Consider the following 22,884-nt stretch of genomic DNA (forward strand, 5'->3'; position numbering starts at 1 on the left):
AAATGGAAGGAACAATGTACTTAGAACAACGTACTTAAATGTTCGACACGTAACTTGGAAAATCAACCTGCTCCCACAGCTGTCTGGATAACTCTGCTTTTGAATCCCATGCACCTTGCAGTACCCAATGAACAATAGCCTGAGCAACATCTGGGTATTTCACACTTTCGGCTTGTTGCTCCTTTAGCCACTGGCGTACTGCGGAAATGTCTAAGCTCTCCATCGACATCGCAAGCCCTAAATCTTCTAAGGTCGCAACATTGCTCTGCTGCTCGAATTGACCCGCGAGTGGCTTTAGTAACAATTTTTTCCCCAAAGACAAGGCTTCTGAAGGAAGCTCAAACCCACCATTAGCAATGACACCACTACAGCGATGCAAATGATGCTGGAAGTTGCTGTGGCATAAAGGGCGCAGTTCTATGTTTTCTACCTGCTCACATTCGATCACATCCGGGTGATAACAGATAAACGCTTGTTGATTAAAGTGGAACAATAAGTCTGAGATATCTTCAATCGATTCGAACGGTAGATACACCAACACGAAGTCGTCGTTTTCTGCTTGGCTATCGACGGTATGCACTATTGGTGGTAACAAAGGTTGATCAAAATGATGCCAATGCAAACCAAGGTGATGTTGAGAAGGCGCAAAGTATTCAATGACGGATTTATCTAACCAACTTGCTCCCTTTAGTGGCACCGGATAACGGAAAGCATTTTGGTGGCTGATACCAATAGAAGGCTTATTTTGTTGTCTCGCTGCCCACGCAGTCACAGGTTCGAAATCATTAATGATAAGATCGTAGGACGACAGATCGAGTTGCTTAACTTCTTTGAAAAACTGCACCAAATTGTTATTCAATGCTGTTTTCGCGTAGTTTACAGAGCCTTTTTCGGTAATAAAGGTGAAGCCTCGGCGAGTCTGGTAATCGCCAAATGCTTCCATTGAAAAGTATTTTTCCGGCGCTCGCCCAGAAAACAAAAAGTCGACCTCAACATTGTGCTCTTTAAACGCATGACTCATCGCCCTTGCGCGTGCAATATGTCCGTTTCCTGTCCCTTGAACACCGTACAAGATTTTCATCAATTAGCCTCCTAACATCGCAATCGCTAATCCACCACAAAGACTGCCAAGCAGTGCACCAATGATGACATCGGTAAAAAAGTGCACACCCAATAAGATTCGCGCGGTTCCGATTAAACTTGCCCAAAAGAATGCAGCAACGCCTAGGCTCGGATAGAAATGGTCAATCAGCGTCGCCATGACAAACGCAGCGGCAGTGTGTCCTGAAGGAAGACTGTAGCGATCAGAGGGAGTAATAAAAGCAGGAAGGAGTGCACTAAGCTCCTCAGGGCGACGACGCTTAAAACTATTTTTCAGCGTCCAATAAATTGGTAGCTCGATAGCAAAAGCAAGTAAACCCGCCAGTAAAAACCAGACTCCTTGCTCCTTATCTAAATACCAAGCTAATAAACCCAACACCAAGTAAAGGTGCCCGTCACCACTGTGGGAGACTCCTTTGCTGATATTGGCGACTTTTTGATTAAAACGGTGCTTAAGACAAACACTAGAGAGCGCTAAATCAAACTTAGCGATGGTTGCAATTGGCTGTGTAATTGTCTCTATGGTTCGCATGTGACCTTTCCTTACTTTGACAACGCCTTTGTGTGAAAAGTAGGAGGTTTAGGTGACAACAGCATGACGGGAGTTTGGACAATTAATGACAAAGGCCAAATTAAAGTGTGCCCAACAATTTATCTATTGGGCATAACCATAAAATAGAACACTAAGAAGGGTTTGCTGGTTGCGGTTGAGGGGTATCTATATACCAGACTTTTCTCTTCTTGCGGCAGGCGCGCAAAGAGCCTGTCGTCATGTCACCATCTTTTGTTAGCTCATAGCTCAGTGAGCGGCAAGTATAGTTTCCCGACAGTTCATGCTCTATACTCGTTTGCTCCGTTTTACTCGAGTTAGGCTCTAGTAAAGGGTTAGGCTGTGTAGATAAAATGTCACGATTTATCACATTGCTGCGCGCATAATCCTTATGGACATAACCTTTTATCACTCCTTTCTGTTCAACGAGAAACCAAGGTTGATCAACCACTTTTGCTAGCACATTAAAGACTTCCCCTTTCGATAATACGCCAAGCTTTTCCCCTTCAAGACTCGGTTTGGAGCGTAGGTTTAATGTGGTCTTAGAGCGGTAAGAAACATCCATAAACTCTACTGGGTTTGAGGTATCGACACCTTCAGTGGTTGGTCGGAAAACTTCCGCTTGCTGTTTCTCACTAGGTTGAACACGGATCTTCCACCAAGAATACGTTTCCGTATCTTTACCTTTAAACTTATTTCGGCTGTCAGACTCAAGGGCAACAAGCATCTGATTCAAGAACGATTCGCGTCCCTCATAACTCAAAAATCGATCCATTTGATCATTGATAACCATGACGCTCTGCGAATGATCATTCATAACAACGGGGGAAGCCACTTCCACATAGGTCTGCGATTGAAACAGCTGACAACCCGACAAGCTGACCAGAGTAAATACTATGGCTGAACGTCCAAATTGTTTTGTTAACCTCATTCTTTCCCTAACCCTTATTTCTTTTACCTAGTGCAACTGCACTACTATAAATGGTCATTCAAAACTTTTGCCAAACAATTCGGACCTTTGTGTGACAAGTCGCAATCCCGATGCTTGTTTTGGTAATGAAACGTCGCAAACTTGATGAGAACTTACTTCTTCTAGCACGTTTCTATCGCATCATGTCGTTTCACTTAGTGCATCACTTTTCTCAAGCAAATGAAAAGACTCATCCGATATGAATAAAAAATCGACTTTAGGGTTGACGCGCTTCATGGAGTGCGGTACTAATTTGTTAACTTAATTATGTGGAAAGCTTAACAACTATGTCAGCTCATTTTTCTATCCTGCTTAGCCTCCTCCTGATCGTGACCAGTTCGCGCGGGTAGGCTGTGGAAGAAAAATAACCACACCAATTTCTAAGAACCCGCATGAGAATGCGGGTTTTTTTATATCTAAATACTGGAAGTAAACGATTCACTTGCGCGGAAGTGCAGAAATCAGGAAGGAAGCAAACATGAACGATCAGGTCATTATATTCGACACCACATTGCGTGATGGCGAGCAAGCGTTGTCAGCAAGCTTGACGGTTAAAGAAAAACTGCAGATTGCCTATGCGCTGGAAAGACTCGGCGTTGATGTTATCGAAGCTGGCTTCCCAATCTCTTCACCAGGTGATTTCGAGTCTGTACAAACCATCGCAAAAAACATAAAAAACAGTCGAGTTTGTGCCCTTTCGCGTGCCGTTGCGAAAGACATTGATGCTGCCGCTGAAGCCTTAAAAGTGGCCGACCAATTCCGTATCCACACATTTTTAGCCACTTCCACCATTCACGTAGAAGACAAACTACGCCGCAGCTACGACGATGTACTAGAAATGGCAGTCAACGCCGTTAAACATGCGCGTAACTACACTGATGATGTCGAGTTTTCTTGTGAAGATGCAGGTCGTACTCCTATAGACAACCTATGTCGCATGGTAGAAGCCGCCATCAATGCAGGTGCGAGTACAATCAACATTCCAGATACCGTTGGCTACACGGTACCAAGTGAGTTTGGTGGGATTATTGAAACCCTATTTAACCGCGTTCCGAACATTGATAAAGCGATCATCTCCGTTCACTGTCACGACGATTTGGGGATGTCAGTTGCCAACTCTATTGCCGCCGTTCAAGCTGGCGCACGTCAGATAGAAGGCACGATCAATGGCATTGGAGAGCGAGCGGGTAACTGTTCACTTGAAGAGATCGCAATGATCATCAAGACTCGTCAAGAGTTTTTGGGCGTTCACACTGGCATTAAGCATGATGAAATTCACCGCACCAGTAAGTTGGTTAGCCAGCTATGCAATATGCCTATTCAAAGCAACAAAGCAATTGTGGGTGCAAATGCGTTTAGCCACTCTTCAGGCATCCACCAAGATGGCATGTTGAAGAATAAGAATACCTACGAAATCATGACCCCTGAGTCTATTGGCCTAAAAAACCAAGCTCTGAACTTAACCAGCCGCAGCGGTCGCGCTGCCGTGAAGAGCCATATGGACACCATGGGTTACAACGAAGACGAGTACAACCTAGACGCACTGTATGCGGATTTCTTGAAACTTGCTGACCGCAAAGGCCAAGTGTTCGATTACGACCTAGAAGCCCTAATGCACTTCTCGAACTTGCGTGAAGAAGATGACTTCTACAAATTGAGCTACCTAAGCGTGCAGTCTGGCAGCGTAATGGCTACCACCAGCATCAAAATGCAATGCGGTGATGAAGAAATGTGTGAAGCAGCGGTCGGTAATGGCCCAGTTGATGCGCTATACCAATGTATCTACCGCGTGACAGGCTACGACATCGTTCTGGATAAATTCGACCTAACCGCGAAAGGTGAAGGTGAAGATGGTTTGGGTCAAGCAGACATCATTGCCAACTACAAAGGTCGCAAATACCACGGTACGGGTGTTTCCACCGACATCGTTGAGGCTTCCGGCCAAGCATTATTGCACGTTATTAACAGCATTCATCGTGCAGATAAAATCGAAGAAATGAAGCAGAAAAAGATTGCGACTGTGTAATAACAACCGGGCTACACGGCTCAGGAAAGAACACGCTCGTTGAAATAATTAAGCTCAAAATTAGAAAACTTAAAGGATTAACATGACAGACAAATCGTACAAAATTGCCGTCCTACCCGGTGACGGCATTGGCCCGGAAGTAATGGCGCAGGCACATAAAGTATTGGATGCAATCGAAAAGAAACATGGTATTGCGTTTGAGCGTGACGAGCATGATGTCGGTGGTATCGCGATCGACAACCACGGTTGCCCACTTCCAGAGAGCACAATAAAAGCATGTGAAGAGTCTGATGCAGTCCTATTCGGCTCGGTTGGCGGCCCTAAGTGGGAGCACTTACCACCAAACGACCAACCTGAACGTGGTGCCCTACTTCCACTACGCAAACACTTCCAACTGTTCTGTAACTTACGTCCAGCGCAAATTCACTCAGGTCTTGAAGCTTTCTCACCGCTACGTGCAGACATCTCGGGTCGCGGCTTTGACATCGTGGTAGTCCGTGAACTGACGGGTGGTATCTACTTCGGCCAACCGAAAGGTCGTGAAGGTGAAGGCGCAACAGAAAAAGCATTTGATACTGAGGTGTACCACCGCTTTGAGATCGAACGTATTGCAAAAATCGCTTTTGACTCTGCTCGTCTACGTCGCAAGAAAGTGTGCTCTATCGACAAAGCGAACGTTCTACAAAGCTCTATCTTATGGCGTGAAGTAGTCGAAGAAATCGCAAAAGACTACCCAGATGTCGAGTTGTCACACATGTACATTGATAACGCGACTATGCAGCTTATCAAAGACCCTGCTCAGTTCGACGTAATGCTGTGTTCAAACATCTTCGGCGACATCATTTCTGATGAATGTGCGATGATCACAGGCTCTATGGGTATGTTGCCATCAGCAAGTCTAAACGAAAGCAAATTCGGTCTGTACGAGCCAGCAGGTGGCAGTGCACCAGATATCGCAGGTAAGAACATCGCTAACCCTGTGGCACAAATCCTGTCTGCGGCACTGATGCTACGTTATAGCCTAGGTGAGGAAACGGCGGCACAAGACATCGAAACGGCAGTTTCAAAAGCGCTATCAGCGGGGGAACTAACGGGTGACCTTGCTGGTGACAACCCAGCACTTTCGACGTCTGAGATGGGCGATAAGATCGCTGAGTACGTCTTAAACTCTTAATACAAAACAGATTCATAATAAATACTAAATCCTCGGTCAACCAATGGCTTTCCTCTAAGTCATTGGTGCAATAGCAAGGCAGCAAGCCCATTTATATTAAGGCGTTTAGTTCGCTAAATAAGCTAAATAACTGGATAAACGGGTGTCGCTAACGCAGTTATTGCGGCAACGGCGATGAGGAAAGGAAGCAAACAATGGGCAGAACATTATACGAAAAAGTCTACGACGCACACGTTGCCGTCGAAGCAGAAGGGGAAAACCCAATCTTGTACATCGACCGTCACTTGGTACACGAAGTGACGTCTCCGCAAGCATTTGACGGCTTGCGTGAAAAAGGTCGTAAAGTGCGTCAGGTCAGCAAAACTTTTGCCACCATGGACCACAACGTTTCGACAACCACCAAAGACATCAACGCATCGGGTGAGATGGCTCGTATCCAGATGGAAACGCTATCGAAAAACTGTGAAGAGTTTGGCGTTACGCTTTACGACATCAACCATAAATACCAAGGTATTGTGCATGTTATGGGCCCAGAGCTTGGTATTACCCTACCGGGCATGACCATTGTTTGTGGTGACTCGCACACGGCTACACACGGTGCATTCGGCTCTCTCGCTTTTGGTATTGGTACATCAGAAGTTGAGCACGTATTAGCAACTCAAACGCTAAAACAAGCGCGCGCTAAAACGATGAAGATCGAAGTAAAAGGCAAAGTGGCTCCGGGCATCACGGCTAAAGATATCGTGCTAGCAATCATCGGTGAAACCACAGCTGCTGGCGGTACAGGCTACGTGGTTGAATTCTGTGGTGAGGCGATCACCGACCTTTCAATGGAAGGCCGCATGACCGTATGTAATATGGCAATTGAGCTAGGTGCGAAAGCCGGTTTGATTGCACCAGATGAAACCACGTTCGAATACATCAAAGGCCGTAAATTCTCACCCCAAGGTGCCGACTTTGATGCAGCAGTAGAATACTGGAAAACATTAAAAACGGACGATGATGCTCAGTTTGATGCAGTCGTGACACTAAACGCAGCGGATATCAGACCACAAGTCACTTGGGGTACTAACCCAGGCCAAGTGATCGCAGTAGATCAACCGATCCCAGCACCAGAAAGCTTTGCCGACCCAGTAGAAAAAGCATCGGCAGAAAAAGCATTGGCTTACATGGGTCTGGAGGCAGGCAAGTCATTGTCTGATTACAACGTCGATAAAGTCTTCGTTGGTTCTTGTACTAACTCACGTATCGAAGACATGCGCGCAGCCGCTGAAGTAGCGAAAGGTCGCAAAGTCGCGCCTCACGTTCAAGCGCTGATCGTTCCTGGCTCTGAGCAAGTAAAAGCGCAAGCAGAAGCGGAAGGCTTGGACGTTATCTTTAAAGAAGCGGGCTTTGAGTGGCGCCTACCAGGTTGCTCGATGTGTCTAGCAATGAACAATGACCGTTTGGGCCCACATGAACGTTGTGCGTCTACTTCAAACCGTAACTTTGAAGGCCGCCAAGGTCGTGATGGCCGTACCCACCTAGTGAGCCCTGCGATGGCAGCGGCAGCAGCAATTGCTGGTCACTTTGTAGATATTCGTGAACTAGACTAAGGAGCAAACCAATGTCAGGCTTTAAACAACACACAGGCTTAGTTGTTCCTCTAGATGCAGCGAACGTTGATACTGATGCCATCATTCCAAAGCAGTTCCTACAAAAGGTCTCCCGCCTAGGGTTTGGTAAGCACCTATTCCATGACTGGCGCTTCCTAGACGATGCTGGCGAACAGCCAAATCCAGAGTTCGTGATGAACGCACCTCGCTACCAAGGCGCGTCTATCTTGCTGGCTCGTGAAAACTTCGGCTGTGGCTCATCTCGTGAGCACGCACCGTGGGCACTAGCGGATTACGGCATCAAAGCGATGATCGCACCAAGCTTTGCCGATATTTTTTACGGCAACTCGATCAACAACCAAATGGTGCCAGTTCGTTTGACTGAACAAGAAGTGGATGAAATCTTCCAGTTTGTTGAGGCAAATGAAGGTGCAGAAGTCGAGGTCGACCTAGAAGCGAATGTCGTTCGTGCCAACGGCAAAGAATATGGTTTTGAAATCGATTCGTTCCGTCGTCATTGCTTGCTAAACGGTTTGGACAACATTGGCCTAACCCTTCAACACGAAGATAAGATTGCTGAGTACGAAGCGAATATTCCAAGCTTCTTGCGTTAAGACGCGTTAGTAAATACACAAATCAAGGGCTGGCAATTGTCGGCCCTTGATTTGTTTTGGGTGACTGATCTCATATCGCTTTGCTTACAGAATACCGAACGCCTCTGTTGAAATTCGTCATCCTGAACAGCGACGAAGGAACGTGATTCAGGATCGACTACCAGAGCGCACTGTACAGATTCATACTGTCTTTACTCAAGAGTTTGTGGGTATTAGATTCCTGATATCGCTTATGCTCCTCGGAATGACAGCGAATAAAGGCCACTGATTACTGAAAGAAAACAAGCACTAAACTGGTCTACACTATCAACAATATCTCATTCAAAGGTATCTCTATGAAGCGTCTGTTATTGCTGTTGTGTGCTCTGGTTTCTTTCTCGACATTGTCCGCGCCTAAATCCGACTTATGGCCATATTGGAAACAATCGAATCAAGCCAACCAAACCCAAATTTCTCATCAAGAATGGCAACAACTGCTCGATACTTATTTAGTTGAACAAGGCGAGAATACCTTGTTTCGTTATAGCCAAGTCTCCTCTGTCGATAAAACTAAGCTGAAACAATACATCCAGCGTTTGGCAAAACTAGACCCTCTACAATACAGCCAAGCAGAGCAATATGCCTATTGGGTAAACCTTTACAACGCCATCACGGTAGATCTTATTTTGGATAACTATCCAGTCGAATCAATCACCAAGCTAGGTGGTTTATTTAGCTTTGGTCCTTGGGGAGACGATGTGGTCGTGGTCAATGGGAAGGATCTAACTTTAAACGATATTGAACATCGAATTTTGCGTCCAATTTGGAATGACCCAAGGACGCATTACGCCGTAAATTGTGCAAGTTTGGGATGCCCTAACCTACAAGCTCAAGCATTCACTGCTGACAACACGCAAGCTCTACTGGATAGTGCCGCCAAAACATTTATCAACAGCAGCAAAGGCGTATCTATCCAAGGAAACACGGCGCAGCTGTCTTCTATTTATGATTGGTTTGCAGCGGACTTTGGTGGAGAGAAACAAGTCTTCAACCACATCGCAAAGTATGCTCCGCAATACAAAAACTTCTCTGGCAAAGTGAAATACGAATACGATTGGGACTTGAATCAAGCCAACTAAACTGGGGGGATGTGAGGTCAATTAGCATTAGGGACATAATAGGCCAAAAGATAAAGACACCGGCAACTCAAAGACTAAGACATGAAAAAAAGGGCACTGAGTGCCCTTTTTTACATCCAAATGTTTGATAGAAAACGTCCGACTACTTAAAGCCTTTAACCTTCTTAATAAGATCGTAAGCGTTTTGAATCTCTTGAGATTTCTCTTTCGCGACGTTCATCATCTCTGGTGGTAAACCTTTAGCCATCAATTTGTCCGGGTGATGCTCGTTCATCAGTTTACGATAAGCACGCTTAACGGTTTTACTGTCGGCATCTGAAGACACATCCAGAATTTTGTACGCGTCGGCCAACTGATCCGCTTGTGAAGCTTGTTGCCAGCTACCACCTGAAGATTGGCCTTGATGCTGACCATGAAAACCGCCCTGGCTTTGGAAACGAAATGCGGCTTCTTGCATTTGCAAACGACGCTCTAATTGCTCAGAAGAGAAACCCAAACCACGTGCAATCTTGTGTAGTACATTTCGTTCACTCGGGTGGATCGATCCATCGGCAAAGGCCGCCGAGATTTGCAGCTCTAAGAAAAATTGCAACAAGTCAAAGCGACCAGCTGTCGAAATTTTCACACGAACAAGAACATCTTCTAACGGAAAGTCGCTGTCTTTACCTTCACGAAACGCGTCTTGCGCTGCGCGACGCTGTTCGCCATGCAAATTCATGCGGTCCATCATGGCAGAAGCCAGTTGGATTTCCTCTTTGGTGACTTGGCCTTTCGCTTTTGCCACATGTCCCATTACCGCAAACGCCGCTTTAAAAAACTCTTCCTGGCGTTGAGCTTGACTTGGCCCTTTTCCAAAGCCGCCAGTAGAGAATCCGGCTTGACTCAAGCGACGTGCTTTATCGAATTGATGGCCAATAAATAAGCCAAAGAGTAAACCTAGCGGCCCGCCAAGTAACAAGCCAAAAAAGGCACCCAGAATTTTGCCAAAAATATGCATTATGTGTTCTCTATCAATGAATTTTTATCGACGACGGCGGTCTTATAGTGCCGGATGCAACGATTTCCTTTATGATAATGGAATTAGTTTTATTTCGGCTAGGCCATTTCGCCTGCTTATCTTTGCAGCTATTTTGTCGTCATTATGCCACAGTGAATCAATACGCTGGGATAAATGCGACTATAGTTGATTCATTTGGCTATTACGCTAGGGTACAACAAGCCCTATAGCCATCGAGTAGTAGTGACACAGGAAAGTTCAATTCAATGCAACATTTCTCCCGCACATTTTTAGCGGCCTCTATCAGCACCGCCTTGTTTGTACCCACCACTCAAGCTGAAGCGAATATCCATGATAGTGTGCAGGAAATGCCCGCCACAGATCAATGTTTGGTCGACACAAGTGGCGAGGAGGACGCTCTTAATACCCCAGTAGTGGTAGAAGCTGACACCCTGCAAGCCATCAATGGTGACAAAGCTCAGTACTCAGGTAATGTACAAGTCACCCAAGGCCCGAAGAAAATTACCGCAGATAGCGTAACGCTGCACCAACAAGACAACGTCGTGGTTGCCGAAGGCAACGTGACTTTCAATGACGGCCAAGTCAAAGCTCGATCTGATCGTGTTACTAACGACATTAATCAAGATACGTTTTCACTTGAGAACACCGATTATCAGTTCCTTTGCCAACAAGGCCGAGGCACTGCAGCCTATATCGCTCGCACAGGTCAGTCGGTTTATGAACTCGAAGATGGCTCTATCACATCGTGCCCTCAAGGCGATAATTCATGGCGATTGGTTGCGTCAGGCATCGATGTTGACCAAGATGAAGAGACAGCGACGCTGCACCATCCTCGATTTGAAGTGTTAGATGTGCCTGTTTTCTATGTGCCGTATCTAACCATGCCAATTGGAGATACGCGTAAAACGGGTTTCCTCTTCCCTTCTTTATCGTATGGTTCTAGCGATGGTATGGAAGTCGAGGTGCCATTCTATTGGAACATCGCGCCTCAATATGACATGACGCTCACCACGCTCTATATGCAGCAGCGTGGAACAAAACTCGATACTGATTTCCGCTACCTAACGGATGGTTGGGGGAATGGTGAAATCAAAGGCGAATACCTCAATAGCGATCGCAAATATCAAGACGAGTCTCGTTGGGGCTACCAAGTTAAACACGACGGTATCATCAATAAACAGTGGATAGTCAAAGTCGATTACTCAAAAGTGAGTGATATTGATTACTTCCTCGATCTCGACTCCGACATTGGTAACCGTGAAGATGGTCAACTGGTTCAAGAAGGACAAGTACAATATCGTTCTGACTTCTGGGATGCCTCGTTAACCGTTCGTGACTTCCAAATCTTATTGAAAGAAGAGAACCGCCCTTATCGCCTGCTTCCCCAGTTAGACTTGAACTACTACACGCCGTTGTGGGGAGATTACCTTAACTTTGACGTGAAGAGCCAAGTCAGCCGCTTCGATACGAGCGATGCTGCGCGACCAAATGCGACCCGTGTTCACATTGAACCAGGGCTTACATTACCACTCTCAAACTCATGGGCAACGTGGACAACAGAAGCGCGTGTGCTCTCTACGTATTACTCTCAAGACTTAACGGGTTTGACTGATGTAAACTTGCAAAACCAGTTGGATGATGAAGTTTCTCGTGTTATTCCTGAGTTCCGTACGCATGCGCAACTTTACTTAGAGCGAGATACAAGCTGGATCAAGGGCTACACACAAACACTGGAGCCTCAGCTGCAGTACTTGTACGTACCTGAAGAAGATCAAACCAATATCTACAACTACGATACCACCTTGCTACAAACCGACTACTACGGGCTATTCCGCAGTCGTAAGTACAGTGGCATTGATAAAATCGCCTCGGCGAACCAGTTAAGCTACGGTGCGAGTACTCGCTTCTTTGATGATGACTATAAAGAGCGTCTTAACGTTTCATTTGGTCAGATTTACTACTTCGATAAAAAGACCAAACTGAGCAACAGCCCAAATCTTCCGGATGAGACCACCAATTACTCATCATGGGCGATTGAAGCTGATTTCAACTACAACGATTACTTGTTCTATCACGGTGGAATTCAATACGATATTGATTTGAGCTCCATGCAGTTGGCAAACAGTACCTTGGAATACCAATTCAACGGCGGCTTTATTCAGGGTAACTATCGCTACGTTACGCGTGAATACATCGAAGATACGATCATTCTCGAAAACCTAGACACAATTACTCGTAAAGGTATTTCTCAAGCAGGTATTGTAGCGGCCTACGAGTTCAACCCGAACTGGTCTGCGAGTGGTCAATACTACTACGACCTCAATGAAAATGCGGACCTAGAATGGTTAGCGAGCCTGCGTTACCAATCTGACTGTTGGTACATTGGCGTCACTTACTCAAACCAATTGCTTGGTTGGGAAGACCAAGCTATCGGCAGCACCGGGGCATCACCTGAATACGAAAATAACTTCAGCGTTAACTTCGGTATTCAAGGCTTTGCGACCAACCAGCGTGAAGACACTGCTGTCAAAGAACTGGATGGTTCTGACAACGCGATTAAGTACGGCCGCCCATTCTATCTGAACAATTAATCAAAATAGGCGTCTTAAATGAATAAGACGCCTATTCAAAAATACTGACGGAATTTTAAATGAAAATTTGGAAATCAATCTTATTCACGACCCTACTCTCTTGCGGAGCGGTTGCAGCACCAGTAGAGATCGATAAGGTTGCGGTCATCGTGAATGACGGTGTAGTTCTACAAAGCGACATCGAAACAGCGATGAAAACGCTGCAAGCCAACGCACGTCAAAGTGGAAAGAGCTTACCTTCTACCAGCGTGTTAAAAGAACAAGTCGTTGAAAAACTTATCATTGATACGTTGCAAGGCCAAGAAGCAGACCGTATTGGTGTGCGTATTGACGACAACCGTTTAAACCAAGCGATTGCAGAGATCGCGCGTAATAATGAGCAATCGGTAGAACAACTCGCCGCTTCTGTAGAAAGTGAAGGTTTAAGTTACCCAGAATTCCGCGAACAAATTCGTAAGGAAATCGCCGCATCAGAAGCTCGCAATGCACTGGTTCGTCGCCGTATTAATATCCTTCCAGCAGAGGTCGATAGCCTTGCTGAGCAACTATCACAAGAAACCAATGCGACTGTTCAATACAAAATTGGACACATTCAACTGCGCTTCTCTGACGATAAAGAAAAGTCAGCTGTAGAAGCAGAAGCTAAAGCGCTCGCGAAAAAGCTAAACGAAGGTGCAGACTTTACGGAGATGGCCTACACCTACTCAAAAGGTCCTAAAGCTTTACAGGGTGGTGATTGGGGATGGATGCGTAAAGAAGAGATGCCAACCATCTTTGCTGATCAGATCAAGATGCAAAACAAAGGCAGCATTATTGGTCCATTCCGTAGTGGCGTTGGTTTCCACATCCTAAAAATAGAGGATGTAAAAGGCCTAGAAACGGTTGCGGTAACGGAAGTAAATGCGCGTCATATTTTGATTAAACCAACCGTGATTCTGAGCGACGAAGGGGCGAAGAAGCAACTGAATGAATTTGTACGCCGTATCAAAGCCGGTGAAGCAACGTTCGCTCAATTGGCAACACAATACAGTCAAGATCCTGGCTCGGCAGCACAAGACGGTGAACTAGGTTATCAAACACCAGATCTTTACGTGCCAGAATTCAAGCACCAAGTAGAAACTCTGCCAGTTGGCTCAATCAGCGAACCGTTCAAAACCGTTCACGGCTGGCATATCGTTGAAGTGTTGGATCGTCGCCAAGTTGACCGCACTGACTCAGCGATGAAGAACAAAGCTTACCGTATTCTATTTAATCGTAAATTTAATGAAGAAGCGGGCGCATGGATGCAAGAGCTACGCGCAAGTGCGTTTGTTGAAATCGTGGATGACAACAATGACAACTAATACAATTCGTAGAATTGTCGTAACCGCAGGGGAACCTGCGGGTATCGGCCCAGACTTAGTGCTTGCCCTATCGAAAGAAGATTGGGCGCACCAAATTGTCGTCTGTGCCGATAAGAATATGCTGACGGAGCGAGCCAAGCAGCTTGGCATCGAAGTCCAACTGTCTGATTACAATCCAGAAGAAGCACCTAAAGCACAAAAAGCGGGCACGCTTATCGTTGACCATATCCAAATATCGGAACCTGCGGTCGCAGGCGAGCTCAATGAAGCGAATGGCCACTATGTACTAAAAACGCTAGAAAGAGCGGCTTTAGGCTGTATGAATGATGAATTTGATGCTATTGTCACCGGCCCTGTTCATAAGGGGGTGATTAATCGCGCAGGTGTTGCATTCAGTGGTCATACTGAATTTTTCGCCGAGAAGTCACAAACGCCGCTAGTCGTAATGATGCTAGCAACGGAAGGACTACGCGTGGCGCTGGTTACAACACATATTCCTTTAGCTTATGTGTCCAAAGCTGTCACCGAAGAGCGATTAGAAAAAATCATCGATATTCTTCATAAAGACCTTGTAGAAAAGTTTGCTATCGCACAACCAAACATCTACGTTTGCGGGCTTAACCCTCATGCTGGCGAAGATGGCTGCTTAGGTCGTGAAGAGATCGAAACCATCACTCCGACACTGGAAAAAATTCGACAAGAAAAAGGTATCAACCTGATCGGCCCTCTGCCGGCTGATACCATTTTCAATGAAAAATATTTAAATGATGCTGATGCTGTTTTAGGCATGTACCATGATCAAGTGTTGCCAGTATTAAAATACAAAGGCTTTGGTCGTTCAGTAAACATTACTCTTGGTCTACCTTTTATTAGAACATCGGTGGACCACGGTACTGCATTAGATCTGGCAGGGACAGGTCAAGCGGATACAGGGAGTTTCCGAACAGCGCTCACGCATGCGATAGATTTGGTAGAGAAGAAACAATGAGAAATGATGTCCATTTAGGACACAAAGCGCGTAAACGTTTTGGTCAAAACTTCCTGAACGATCCATACATTATTGATGGAATCGTATCAGCGATTAACCCAAAACCAGGTCAAAACCTGGTTGAAATCGGTCCTGGTCTTGGTGCAATCACTGAGCCAGTAGGTCGTGAAGTAGATAAGTTCACAGTTATCGAATTAGACCGCGATCTGGCGGAACGCCTACGTACTCACCCTGAACTGGCAGATAAGTTGACCATCCATGAGGGTGACGCTATGCGTTTTGACTTCACTCAACTAGTGAAGCCAAACAACAAGCTGCGCATTTTTGGTAACTTGCCATACAACATCTCTACACCATTGATGTTCCACCTTTTTGAGTTCCATAAAGACATTCAAGACATGCACTTTATGCTGCAAAAAGAAGTGGTAAACCGCTTAGCCGCCGGCCCTGGCAGCAAAGCTTACGGCCGCTTAACGGTAATGGCTCAGTACTACTGTAAAGTGGTACCAGTACTGGAAGTACCGCCAACGGCATTCGTTCCACCACCGAAAGTGGACTCTGCCGTTGTTCGTTTAGTGCCTTACGAAGAGCTGCCATGCCCGGCGAAAGATCTGCGTTTGCTCGATCGCGTTTGTCGTGAAGGCTTTAACCAACGTCGTAAAACAGTTCGTAACTGCTACAAATCGTTGTTAAGCACAGAAGTACTAGAAGAGCTAGGTGTTAATCCAAGCATGCGTCCAGAGAACCTGACGCTAGAACAATTCGTCGCAATGGCGAACTGGCTTGCGGATAACCCGCAGCACTAAGAACTCAAACAATGAGCCAAACCCTTGTAGGTTTGGCTTATTATTATTGGGATATTACGTTTCTGAGGAGTGCACATGGACGTCATTCAACCTTGCATCAAAATTCAAGTTCACACCAAATACATCGAAGAACAGTCCAACCCAGAGCTACAACGCTACGTTTTCGCTTATATCATCACCATCAAAAACCTTAGCCAACAAACCGTACAGTTAGTGAGCCGCCGCTGGCTAATCACAGACTCGAATGGCAAGCAAATGACGGTTGAAGGTGACGGAGTGGTAGGCCAGCAGCCCTTTATTCCAAGCAATGATGAATACACGTACAGTAGCGGAACCGCGTTAGAAACCCCTGTCGGCGTTATGCAAGGACACTACAAAATGCTGGATGAGAAAGGGCAAGAGTTCATCACCGAAATCGAACCATTTCGCTTGGCTGTTCCAAATGTTTTAAATTAGTAAATTGGAGATTCAGTGGCTACCTATATTGTTGGTGACATCCAAGGCTGTTTTGATGAATTGCAGCGATTACTAGAAAAAGTATCTTTCTCTGCGAAAAAAGACCAACTTTGGCTTGCTGGTGATTTGGTCGCCAGAGGGCCTAAATCACTAGAAACGTTACGCTTTGTGAAGTCACTTGGCGCAAGCGCAATCGTGGTGCTTGGTAATCACGACCTTCACCTTCTCGCAGTGGCTCACGGGATAAAAAAGGTCAAAGACAAAGATAGAACCGCACCTATTTTCACGGCCCCTGACAAAGAGGAACTACTGACATGGCTAGCTCAGCAACCTCTAATGGCCGAGCATGACGAGTTCGTGATGTGTCACGCTGGCATATCACCGCAGTGGAATCTAAAAACAGCGAGAAAGTGTGCCCGTGAAGTTGAGCGCATCATCCAAAGTGAAGAGCTGCCTTGGCTATTAAAAAACATGTACAGCAATCAACCTGATTCCTGGGATGACTCTCTACAGGGTTTGGACCGATACCGTTATATTATCAATGCTTTTACGCGGATGCGCTTTTGTTTCCCTGATGGTCGTTTGGATATGGATTGTAAATTGCCACCGCAACAAGTTTCCGGTAACGAACTTATTCCATGGTTTGAGGTGCCTAAACGTATCCACTTAAACAAAGCGGTGCTCTTTGGGCACTGGGCTGCACTGCAAGGTTATATGAACAACGAAGTCATCGGGCTAGATACTGGCTGTGTTTGGGGCGGAAGCCTAACCATGATCCGTTGGGAAGATAAGAAAATTTTTACTCAGGATGCGTTAAGTTAAACACTGAATAACAGTCGATAATCCATAGTAGGAGGAATACCTGTCACTTAACACCTCCTGTAGGGTCATTCCAACGAGCCTTAACGAGACTAGGAATCTAATATCCTCGCGCTGCGAATAGATAGAAATACCTTTGACAACAAAGTACTCGTATAGAGGCTCCTGAACCTCGCTCGTTCGTCGCTTTTCAGGATGACGGTAGGTTGGGATGACCGCTCGCTGCTATACGAACGGCATTACCCCGTTTTAATCTCGAATTACTTCTCTAACACCGTAAAACGCATGTTGTAGGCGTTCTTCTCATCGGCTTGATACATTTCTGAGTAAGTTTCCTTAAACTCGTCTCCCCAATCTGGGAACTGAGTATCACCATCAATGGCCGCTTCAATGTGTGTTACATACAGTTTATTGGCCATAGGCAGACAAGTGGTGTAAATCGCACCACCACCAATGATCATCACTTCTTCCACATCACCTGCGACTTCCAGAGCCTGCTCAATCGATGTTACGGTAGTGACACCTTCGATCTTTAGTGTCTCATCACGGCTAATAACAATATTCAAGCGACCAGGTAAAGGGCGACCAATAGACTCATAGGTTTTGCGTCCCATCACAACCGGTTTTCCCATGGTACAACGCTTAAACCAAGCGAAATCGGCGGGAAGATGCCAAGGCATTTGATTGTCTTTGCCAATGATGCGATTGTCGGCCATCGCGGCAATCATACTAATGATCATGTTAGGTCCTTATACAATTGGTCTGCGGCGATAGAATAACAGCCCTGGAACCGCAAGACCAACAGCTAAACCTGCAATAATAAACATGGCCTTAAGAAAGTTTTCCATACAGGTTGCGACAAGCTCGGGTGAGTAGCCAACATGATTGATTTCTACCATAGCGATCATTGCTTTGTACGCAAACACACCCGGCACCATCGGGATCAAAGCAGCCACAGTAAACACTTTTGGATGCGCGAGAAAACGGTGAGACCAGTACACACCAATCATCCCAACTAACGTCGCAGCAAAAAAGGTTGCCCACTCAATAGGAATGCCAAACTGCATCATCAAGTAGCGGCTACCATGACCAATCGCGCCACCAACAGCGCAATACACTAAAGCTCTTTGTGGTACGTTAAAAACCAATGCAAATCCTACAGCGGGAATCGCCGCAAAAAACATGTCATTCAAAAGGCCAAACATCAAATCAAATAAACTCATTAGATAGCCCACCCCCAAATTCCAGTTACACTCATCGCAGCAACGATCCCCAAACATGTCGCCAACGTTAGTAAACTAGCCATCACAAATCGAGCAATCCCCATATTAATGTGGCCTTTCAACATATCTGCGACAGAGTTAATGAGTGGGAAACCAGGTACAAGCATTAATACTGACGATGCCATTGCTACGGTAGGTAGATTACCGATTTGGTAAATTTCCGCCTGTGCTGAAATTAAGGTGGTCACAAAAGCGGTCGCAGCAAAGTTCAATAGAGGGTTGAAATGACGATGACCAATTTCTTGGCGAACGATCATGCCACCAGCTGAAGCTAAAAAGGTCATAATGAATACTCCCCAATCACCACCAGCTAGATGACTGAATGCCGCACAAGACAAGCCAATCATAAACACCACCAACCAGCGGTTATAACGCTCTGGACTGATAGCGTTCAGCTTTTTCTGCGCCATGGTTGAATCGAGCAAACCACGTTCCATCATGATACAGATTCGTTGAATTTGCGTAATAACGCGCATATTGATGCCACGATCAGCGCAGCTTCGGGTGGTGGTGATGCAATGCCCATCCATTACCGTCGTCACAACCAATGCATTAGCTGATAGTGCTACCGCAACTTCATTCACCCCACAAGCAAGGCCAATACGACGCATAATATCGCTCACAAGAGTACTTTCAGCACCATGAGCAAGTAGCATTTGTCCGGCTTGGGCGACAAGACGAGAAATCGATCGTTGAGTAGATACCGCCAACTCTCTAGGCGGTATGGTTTCTAGAGTCATAAATAAGTCTAATTCCTTTTAGGGTGTTACTCATTCATACGCGCGAGGGCCAAACTAACCCTCAAAAAACACGACGTATCGGTTATTGTGCCGTAAATCACATCACCTAAATATGATTTAGATACAAAAAAAGCCGCAATAAATAATTGCGGCTTAATGAATTATAGGCAAACAGGCATTGTTTGACCGTTCTGATTAGTCACGAACGTAGACAACGTGACCGTCATCTTCTTCATCGTCCCAGTCATCCCAATCGTCGTCGTCATCTTCAGTGATAACGTCTTTACCCGCCATCGCATCTTTATGGTAATCATCCCACATGAAGTTAACTTTATCTTCTTCAGCCACTTCTTCCTCTTCGCGAGGTAGGTTATCCATAAAGTCAGCCAGTTTGTAACAAAGCTCTTTAGTACCGTTACGATTGATCGCCGAGATCTTAAAGTACTCGTCTTCCCAACCTAGTGCGTCTAAGATTTCTTGGATCTTCTCATTCGCTTCTTCTTCAGGCATTAGATCAACTTTGTTGAACACTAACCAGCGCGGCTTACTTGCCAGTTTTTCGCTGTATTGTTCTAGTTCATCAATGATCGTCAATGCATTTTGCACCGGATCGGACTGATCAATTGGCATAATATCGATCATGTGCAGCAACACTCGACAACGCTCTAAGTGCTTCAAGAATCGAATACCAAGGCCAGCGCCATCTGCTGCACCCTCGATCAAACCAGGGATGTCTGCAACAACAAAACTTTTCTCTGGTACGACACTTACGACACCCAAGCTTGGGATCAAAGTCGTGAATGGGTAATCAGCGACTTTCGGTTTTGCTGCTGATACTGCGCGGATAAAGGTTGATTTACCAGCATTAGGTAGACCAAGCATACCCACATCAGCAAGAAGCAATAGCTCAAGGCGAATTTCGCGTACTTCACCTTTTGTACCCAATGTTCTCTGACGAGGCGCGCGGTTTACTGAAGATTTGAAACGCGTGTTACCTAGACCGTGCCAACCGCCTTTTGCGATCATCACTTTCTTACCGTGTTCAGCAACTTCCGCCACGATTTCATTTGTGTGGATATCCACAGCGCGCGTACCCACAGGTACACGAAGAACGATGTCTTTACCACGCTTACCTGTACAGTTACCACCGCGACCGTTTTCACCACGCTCAGCTTCGTAGAAGCGCTGGAAACGGTAATCAATCAGGGTATTTAGGTTTTCATCAGCTTGGATATAAACATCACCACCGTCACCGCCATCACCGCCATCAGGGCCACCTTTAGTGATGAATTTTTCACGCCAGAAACTGACAACGCCACTACCGCCATCACCAGCCTGAACTTTTACTACCGCTTCATCTACGAACTTCATCTTTTACTCCGACTACTTCGTGCGTGGATTAAATCTTACTATGTCATCCGACAATTTTAGCAGATGACAGATCTAAGCTCCCAGATTCAAATCGCTTAGGATCTTAGCGAGAAACTTCGATATGTCGACTGCCACAAATAAAAAACCCCGCCGATTCGGCAGGGCTTTTGAATTCAGCTTAAAGCTATTAAGTAATTTGGTTAAAAACCTAATTACTCAGCTTCGATGCTTACAAACTTACGGTTCTTAGGACCTTTCACTTCGAACTTCACTTTACCTTCAGTAAGAGCGAATAGAGTGTGGTCTTTACCGATACCTACGTTGTTACCAGCGTGGAACTTAGTACCACGTTGACGAACGATGATGTTACCTGCAAGTACAGATTCACCACCGAAACGCTTAACACCTAGACGTTTGCTTTCTGAATCGCGGCCGTTACGAGTAGAACCACCAGCTTTTTTGTGTGCCATTGTTAAACTCTCCTAATAGATTAAGCGTTGATACCAGTGATCTTCACTTCAGTGAACCACTGACGGTGACCCTGTTGCTTACGAGAGTGCTTACGACGACGGAACTTAACGATTTTAACTTTATCGCCACGACCGTGTTGCACAACTTCAGCAACAATTTTGCCGCCCTCTACAAGAGGAGCACCAACTTTGATGTCTTCGCCGTTAGCAACAAGAAGAACTTTATCAAATTCTACAGTTGCACCAGTTTCAACGTCTAATTTCTCTAAACGAAGAGTTTGACCTTCGCTTACACGGTGTTGTTTACCACCAGATTGGAAAACAGCGTACATATTTTACTCCGCTTTTTCCGCACAGCCTTTCTTGAGGGTGTGCGCTAAACTAATCATCAATAGGGCGCAGATTCTACAGAATAGATGCTCCTATGACAAGCCATATTTTGAAAAAATTGGCGAAAAGCTAATCGCCAAAGAAAAGTGCGGCAATCATGCCCTTTAGTAATGTATTAATCAACGTTTTTTAGTGTATTATTCGACAATTATATAAATCGAATAAGCCTTGCAGGGTCTAACTTCAGCCGGATATACGATGGATTTTAAAACTATCCAAGCGCTTACTGCCGATGACATGGCAAAAGTGAATGAAACAATTCAAGCCCAACTTAATTCTGATGTCTCTTTAATCAACCAGCTCGGTTTTTATATCGTGAGTGGTGGAGGCAAACGTCTAAGACCGCTTTTAGCGATACTGTCAGCCCGTGCACTTGGTTACCAAGGCAATGGTCATACAATGGCAGCTGCGTTTATTGAGTTCATCCATACAGCGACTTTGCTGCATGATGACGTGGTAGATGAATCAGACATGCGCCGTGGTAAAGCCACTGCGAATGCAGCATTTGGCAATGCGGCTAGCGTATTAGTTGGGGACTTTATCTATACACGCTCATTTCAGATGATGACGGAACTAGGATCCATGAAGATCCTTAAACTAATGAGCAATGCCGTAAACGTGATCGCCGAAGGTGAAGTACAGCAGTTGATGAACTGTAACGACCCTGACACGACAGAAGAAAGCTACATGCAAGTCATCTACTCTAAGACTGCGCGCTTATTTGAATCCGCAACTCAAATCGGTGCAATCTTAAATGATGCTCCTGAGCATGTGGAAATCGCAATGCAAAATTACGGTAAGTATCTAGGCACTGCGTTTCAGCTCATTGATGACGTCATGGATTACACTTCTGATGGCGAAGACATGGGTAAAAATGTGGGTGATGACTTGGCCGAAGGCAAGCCAACTTTACCTCTACTCCATGCTATGCGTAATACCACACCAGAAAACGCCATCATGATTCGTGAAGCGATTGAGAAAGCGAATGGCATGGATCGCTTAGAAGAAATTCTTGCGGTCATGAAAGAAGCAGGCTCTCTGGAATACACAACGCAAAAAGCTCTAGAAGAAGCAGACAAAGCAATCGCAGAACTATCAGTGTTGCCAGAGTCTGAATACAAACAAGCGCTTGTTACTCTGGCTCATGTCGCAGTACAACGCACGAAGTAATCAATAGCTACCCATAACGCAAGACTTATAGCAAAAAGGAAGAGCATGCTCTTCCTTTTTTACGTTTGATACCTAATGACGACGCCGGAGGCGCTAGTAATATCTGTCACTACCGCCATGCAGTTGTGGATCATCTTCTATTTCATCAAAGCTAACGGCGAGCTGCTGTTCAGTCCCTTGTTTGGACAACAATACCGTCTCTGCTTCATGGTCGACCACTAATATCGTACCGACGCCTTGTTGGCACTCAACAACCATGCCTTTACGGATTCGACTCGCTTCCATCATCTT

23 protein-coding genes are annotated in these 22,884 nt (G+C 45.6%); 12 read left to right on the top strand and 11 right to left on the bottom strand.

Translation table 11 applies throughout. The features are described 5' to 3' along the window. Positions 1 to 34: 34 nt before the first annotated feature. The 3 genes from R7Z78_RS12915 to R7Z78_RS12925 form a co-directional block, all read right to left on the bottom strand. On the bottom strand, positions 35 to 1,081 hold the full coding sequence (locus R7Z78_RS12915; protein WP_047101943.1) for an MJ1255/VC2487 family glycosyltransferase: 1,047 nt from the start codon (positions 1,079 to 1,081) through the stop codon (positions 35 to 37). Between the two features lie 3 nt (positions 1,082 to 1,084). After that, positions 1,085 to 1,633, bottom strand: coding sequence for a phosphatase PAP2 family protein (locus R7Z78_RS12920; RefSeq protein ID WP_017820266.1), 549 nt, complete (start codon positions 1,631 to 1,633; stop codon positions 1,085 to 1,087). A 151-nt stretch (positions 1,634 to 1,784) separates the two neighbouring features. Beyond that, on the bottom strand, positions 1,785 to 2,582 hold the full coding sequence (locus tag R7Z78_RS12925; protein WP_169644223.1) for an SH3 domain-containing protein: 798 nt from the start codon (positions 2,580 to 2,582) through the stop codon (positions 1,785 to 1,787). A gap of 517 nt (positions 2,583 to 3,099) precedes the next feature. On the opposite strand from R7Z78_RS12925, the gene leuA reads away from it, so the two are divergent. The 5 genes from leuA (at position 3,100) to R7Z78_RS12950 (ending at position 9,148) form a co-directional block, all read left to right on the top strand. Continuing rightward, positions 3,100 to 4,647: a 2-isopropylmalate synthase gene (gene leuA / locus R7Z78_RS12930; protein WP_005379685.1), complete on the top strand. Its 1,548-nt coding sequence runs from the start codon at positions 3,100 to 3,102 to the stop codon at positions 4,645 to 4,647. Between the two features lie 82 nt (positions 4,648 to 4,729). Continuing rightward, positions 4,730 to 5,821: a 3-isopropylmalate dehydrogenase gene (gene leuB / locus R7Z78_RS12935; RefSeq protein WP_017820268.1), complete on the top strand. Its 1,092-nt coding sequence runs from the start codon at positions 4,730 to 4,732 to the stop codon at positions 5,819 to 5,821. A gap of 194 nt (positions 5,822 to 6,015) precedes the next feature. Continuing rightward, complete coding sequence (gene leuC / locus R7Z78_RS12940) at positions 6,016 to 7,416, top strand: 3-isopropylmalate dehydratase large subunit (protein WP_169644224.1); 1,401 nt, start codon at positions 6,016 to 6,018, stop codon at positions 7,414 to 7,416. Positions 7,417 to 7,427: 11 nt separating this feature from the next. Further along, positions 7,428 to 8,030: a 3-isopropylmalate dehydratase small subunit gene (gene leuD, locus R7Z78_RS12945; RefSeq protein ID WP_005383071.1), complete on the top strand. Its 603-nt coding sequence runs from the start codon at positions 7,428 to 7,430 to the stop codon at positions 8,028 to 8,030. A gap of 335 nt (positions 8,031 to 8,365) precedes the next feature. Beyond that, complete coding sequence (locus R7Z78_RS12950) at positions 8,366 to 9,148, top strand: DUF547 domain-containing protein (RefSeq protein WP_169644225.1); 783 nt, start codon at positions 8,366 to 8,368, stop codon at positions 9,146 to 9,148. A 142-nt stretch (positions 9,149 to 9,290) separates the two neighbouring features. Here the strand turns inward: R7Z78_RS12950 and djlA are convergent, their stop codons facing one another. Beyond that, positions 9,291 to 10,145 (bottom strand): co-chaperone DjlA, encoded by an 855-nt coding sequence (djlA, locus tag R7Z78_RS12955; RefSeq protein WP_005383076.1) that lies wholly within the window; start codon positions 10,143 to 10,145, stop codon positions 9,291 to 9,293. Positions 10,146 to 10,411: 266 nt separating this feature from the next. On the opposite strand from djlA, the gene lptD reads away from it, so the two are divergent. The 6 genes from lptD (at position 10,412) to apaH (ending at position 17,172) form a co-directional block, all read left to right on the top strand. Continuing rightward, positions 10,412 to 12,757, top strand: coding sequence for an LPS assembly protein LptD (gene lptD, locus R7Z78_RS12960; RefSeq protein WP_017633466.1), 2,346 nt, complete (start codon positions 10,412 to 10,414; stop codon positions 12,755 to 12,757). 59 nt (positions 12,758 to 12,816) lie between these two features. Continuing rightward, a complete protein-coding gene (gene surA / locus R7Z78_RS12965; protein WP_005379672.1) occupies positions 12,817 to 14,100 on the top strand; it encodes a peptidylprolyl isomerase SurA in 1,284 nt (427 codons plus the stop codon). After that, positions 14,090 to 15,088 (top strand): 4-hydroxythreonine-4-phosphate dehydrogenase PdxA, encoded by a 999-nt coding sequence (gene pdxA / locus R7Z78_RS12970; protein ID WP_005383085.1) that lies wholly within the window; start codon positions 14,090 to 14,092, stop codon positions 15,086 to 15,088. Before surA ends, pdxA begins: the two co-directional genes overlap by 11 nt. Beyond that, positions 15,085 to 15,894, top strand: coding sequence for a 16S rRNA (adenine(1518)-N(6)/adenine(1519)-N(6))-dimethyltransferase RsmA (gene rsmA / locus R7Z78_RS12975; protein WP_005379669.1), 810 nt, complete (start codon positions 15,085 to 15,087; stop codon positions 15,892 to 15,894). Before pdxA ends, rsmA begins: the two co-directional genes overlap by 4 nt. A 75-nt stretch (positions 15,895 to 15,969) precedes the next feature. Continuing rightward, complete coding sequence (apaG, locus tag R7Z78_RS12980; RefSeq protein ID WP_005379668.1) at positions 15,970 to 16,350, top strand: Co2+/Mg2+ efflux protein ApaG; 381 nt, start codon at positions 15,970 to 15,972, stop codon at positions 16,348 to 16,350. A 15-nt stretch (positions 16,351 to 16,365) separates the two neighbouring features. Then, complete coding sequence (apaH, locus tag R7Z78_RS12985) at positions 16,366 to 17,172, top strand: bis(5'-nucleosyl)-tetraphosphatase (symmetrical) ApaH (protein WP_169644226.1); 807 nt, start codon at positions 16,366 to 16,368, stop codon at positions 17,170 to 17,172. 257 nt (positions 17,173 to 17,429) lie between these two features. Here the strand turns inward: apaH and folA are convergent, their stop codons facing one another. The 6 genes from folA to rplU all read right to left on the bottom strand — a co-directional run bounded on the left by folA (position 17,430) and on the right by rplU (position 21,365). Beyond that, on the bottom strand, positions 17,430 to 17,909 hold the full coding sequence (gene folA, locus R7Z78_RS12990) for a type 3 dihydrofolate reductase (RefSeq protein WP_005379666.1): 480 nt from the start codon (positions 17,907 to 17,909) through the stop codon (positions 17,430 to 17,432). A 9-nt stretch (positions 17,910 to 17,918) separates the two neighbouring features. Beyond that, on the bottom strand, positions 17,919 to 18,392 hold the full coding sequence (locus R7Z78_RS12995) for a threonine/serine exporter family protein (protein WP_005379665.1): 474 nt from the start codon (positions 18,390 to 18,392) through the stop codon (positions 17,919 to 17,921). Beyond that, positions 18,392 to 19,192 carry a threonine/serine exporter family protein gene (locus R7Z78_RS13000; protein ID WP_005379664.1) on the bottom strand — a complete coding sequence of 267 codons (801 nt, stop codon included), beginning with the start codon at positions 19,190 to 19,192 and terminating at the stop codon, positions 18,392 to 18,394. The genes R7Z78_RS12995 and R7Z78_RS13000 overlap by 1 nt, the downstream gene beginning before the upstream one ends. Positions 19,193 to 19,387: 195 nt before the next feature. Further along, on the bottom strand, positions 19,388 to 20,563 hold the full coding sequence (gene cgtA / locus R7Z78_RS13005; RefSeq protein WP_005383091.1) for an Obg family GTPase CgtA: 1,176 nt from the start codon (positions 20,561 to 20,563) through the stop codon (positions 19,388 to 19,390). Between the two features lie 212 nt (positions 20,564 to 20,775). Then, the gene (gene rpmA / locus R7Z78_RS13010; protein ID WP_005383095.1) at positions 20,776 to 21,033 is read right to left on the bottom strand and encodes a 50S ribosomal protein L27; all 258 of its coding nucleotides are present in this window, start codon (positions 21,031 to 21,033) and stop codon (positions 20,776 to 20,778) included. A gap of 20 nt (positions 21,034 to 21,053) precedes the next feature. Beyond that, positions 21,054 to 21,365, bottom strand: coding sequence for a 50S ribosomal protein L21 (gene rplU, locus R7Z78_RS13015; protein WP_005383096.1), 312 nt, complete (start codon positions 21,363 to 21,365; stop codon positions 21,054 to 21,056). Positions 21,366 to 21,621: 256 nt separating this feature from the next. Here rplU and ispB point away from each other — a divergent pair, with 256 nt between their 5' ends. Next, positions 21,622 to 22,593, top strand: a complete 972-nt coding sequence (ispB, locus tag R7Z78_RS13020; RefSeq protein WP_005383097.1) for an octaprenyl diphosphate synthase — start codon at positions 21,622 to 21,624, stop codon at positions 22,591 to 22,593. Positions 22,594 to 22,686: 93 nt separating this feature from the next. Here ispB and R7Z78_RS13025 read toward each other — a convergent pair whose 3' ends face one another. Continuing rightward, complete coding sequence (locus R7Z78_RS13025) at positions 22,687 to 22,878, bottom strand: hypothetical protein (protein WP_005379661.1); 192 nt, start codon at positions 22,876 to 22,878, stop codon at positions 22,687 to 22,689. Positions 22,879 to 22,884: the final 6 nt, after the last annotated feature.

The organism is Vibrio sp. 1167 (assembly GCF_033340375.1).
Lineage (GTDB): Bacteria > Pseudomonadota > Gammaproteobacteria > Enterobacterales > Vibrionaceae > Vibrio > Vibrio alginolyticus.

Coding starts and splice junctions, on each gene's coding strand:
- R7Z78_RS12915 (WP_047101943.1), bottom strand. CDS start 1,081: ATGAAAATCTTGTACGGTGTTCAAGGGACAGGAAACGGACATATTGCA.
- R7Z78_RS12920 (WP_017820266.1), bottom strand. CDS start 1,633: ATGCGAACCATAGAGACAATTACACAGCCAATTGCAACCATCGCTAAG.
- R7Z78_RS12925 (WP_169644223.1), bottom strand. CDS start 2,582: ATGAGGTTAACAAAACAATTTGGACGTTCAGCCATAGTATTTACTCTG.
- leuA (WP_005379685.1), top strand. CDS start 3,100: ATGAACGATCAGGTCATTATATTCGACACCACATTGCGTGATGGCGAG.
- leuB (WP_017820268.1), top strand. CDS start 4,730: ATGACAGACAAATCGTACAAAATTGCCGTCCTACCCGGTGACGGCATT.
- leuC (WP_169644224.1), top strand. CDS start 6,016: ATGGGCAGAACATTATACGAAAAAGTCTACGACGCACACGTTGCCGTC.
- leuD (WP_005383071.1), top strand. CDS start 7,428: ATGTCAGGCTTTAAACAACACACAGGCTTAGTTGTTCCTCTAGATGCA.
- R7Z78_RS12950 (WP_169644225.1), top strand. CDS start 8,366: ATGAAGCGTCTGTTATTGCTGTTGTGTGCTCTGGTTTCTTTCTCGACA.
- djlA (WP_005383076.1), bottom strand. CDS start 10,145: ATGCATATTTTTGGCAAAATTCTGGGTGCCTTTTTTGGCTTGTTACTT.
- lptD (WP_017633466.1), top strand. CDS start 10,412: ATGCAACATTTCTCCCGCACATTTTTAGCGGCCTCTATCAGCACCGCC.
- surA (WP_005379672.1), top strand. CDS start 12,817: ATGAAAATTTGGAAATCAATCTTATTCACGACCCTACTCTCTTGCGGA.
- pdxA (WP_005383085.1), top strand. CDS start 14,090: ATGACAACTAATACAATTCGTAGAATTGTCGTAACCGCAGGGGAACCT.
- rsmA (WP_005379669.1), top strand. CDS start 15,085: ATGAGAAATGATGTCCATTTAGGACACAAAGCGCGTAAACGTTTTGGT.
- apaG (WP_005379668.1), top strand. CDS start 15,970: ATGGACGTCATTCAACCTTGCATCAAAATTCAAGTTCACACCAAATAC.
- folA (WP_005379666.1), bottom strand. CDS start 17,909: ATGATCATTAGTATGATTGCCGCGATGGCCGACAATCGCATCATTGGC.
- R7Z78_RS12995 (WP_005379665.1), bottom strand. CDS start 18,392: ATGAGTTTATTTGATTTGATGTTTGGCCTTTTGAATGACATGTTTTTT.
- R7Z78_RS13000 (WP_005379664.1), bottom strand. CDS start 19,192: ATGACTCTAGAAACCATACCGCCTAGAGAGTTGGCGGTATCTACTCAA.
- cgtA (WP_005383091.1), bottom strand. CDS start 20,563: ATGAAGTTCGTAGATGAAGCGGTAGTAAAAGTTCAGGCTGGTGATGGC.
- rpmA (WP_005383095.1), bottom strand. CDS start 21,033: ATGGCACACAAAAAAGCTGGTGGTTCTACTCGTAACGGCCGCGATTCA.
- rplU (WP_005383096.1), bottom strand. CDS start 21,365: ATGTACGCTGTTTTCCAATCTGGTGGTAAACAACACCGTGTAAGCGAA.
- ispB (WP_005383097.1), top strand. CDS start 21,622: ATGGATTTTAAAACTATCCAAGCGCTTACTGCCGATGACATGGCAAAA.
- R7Z78_RS13025 (WP_005379661.1), bottom strand. CDS start 22,878: ATGGAAGCGAGTCGAATCCGTAAAGGCATGGTTGTTGAGTGCCAACAA.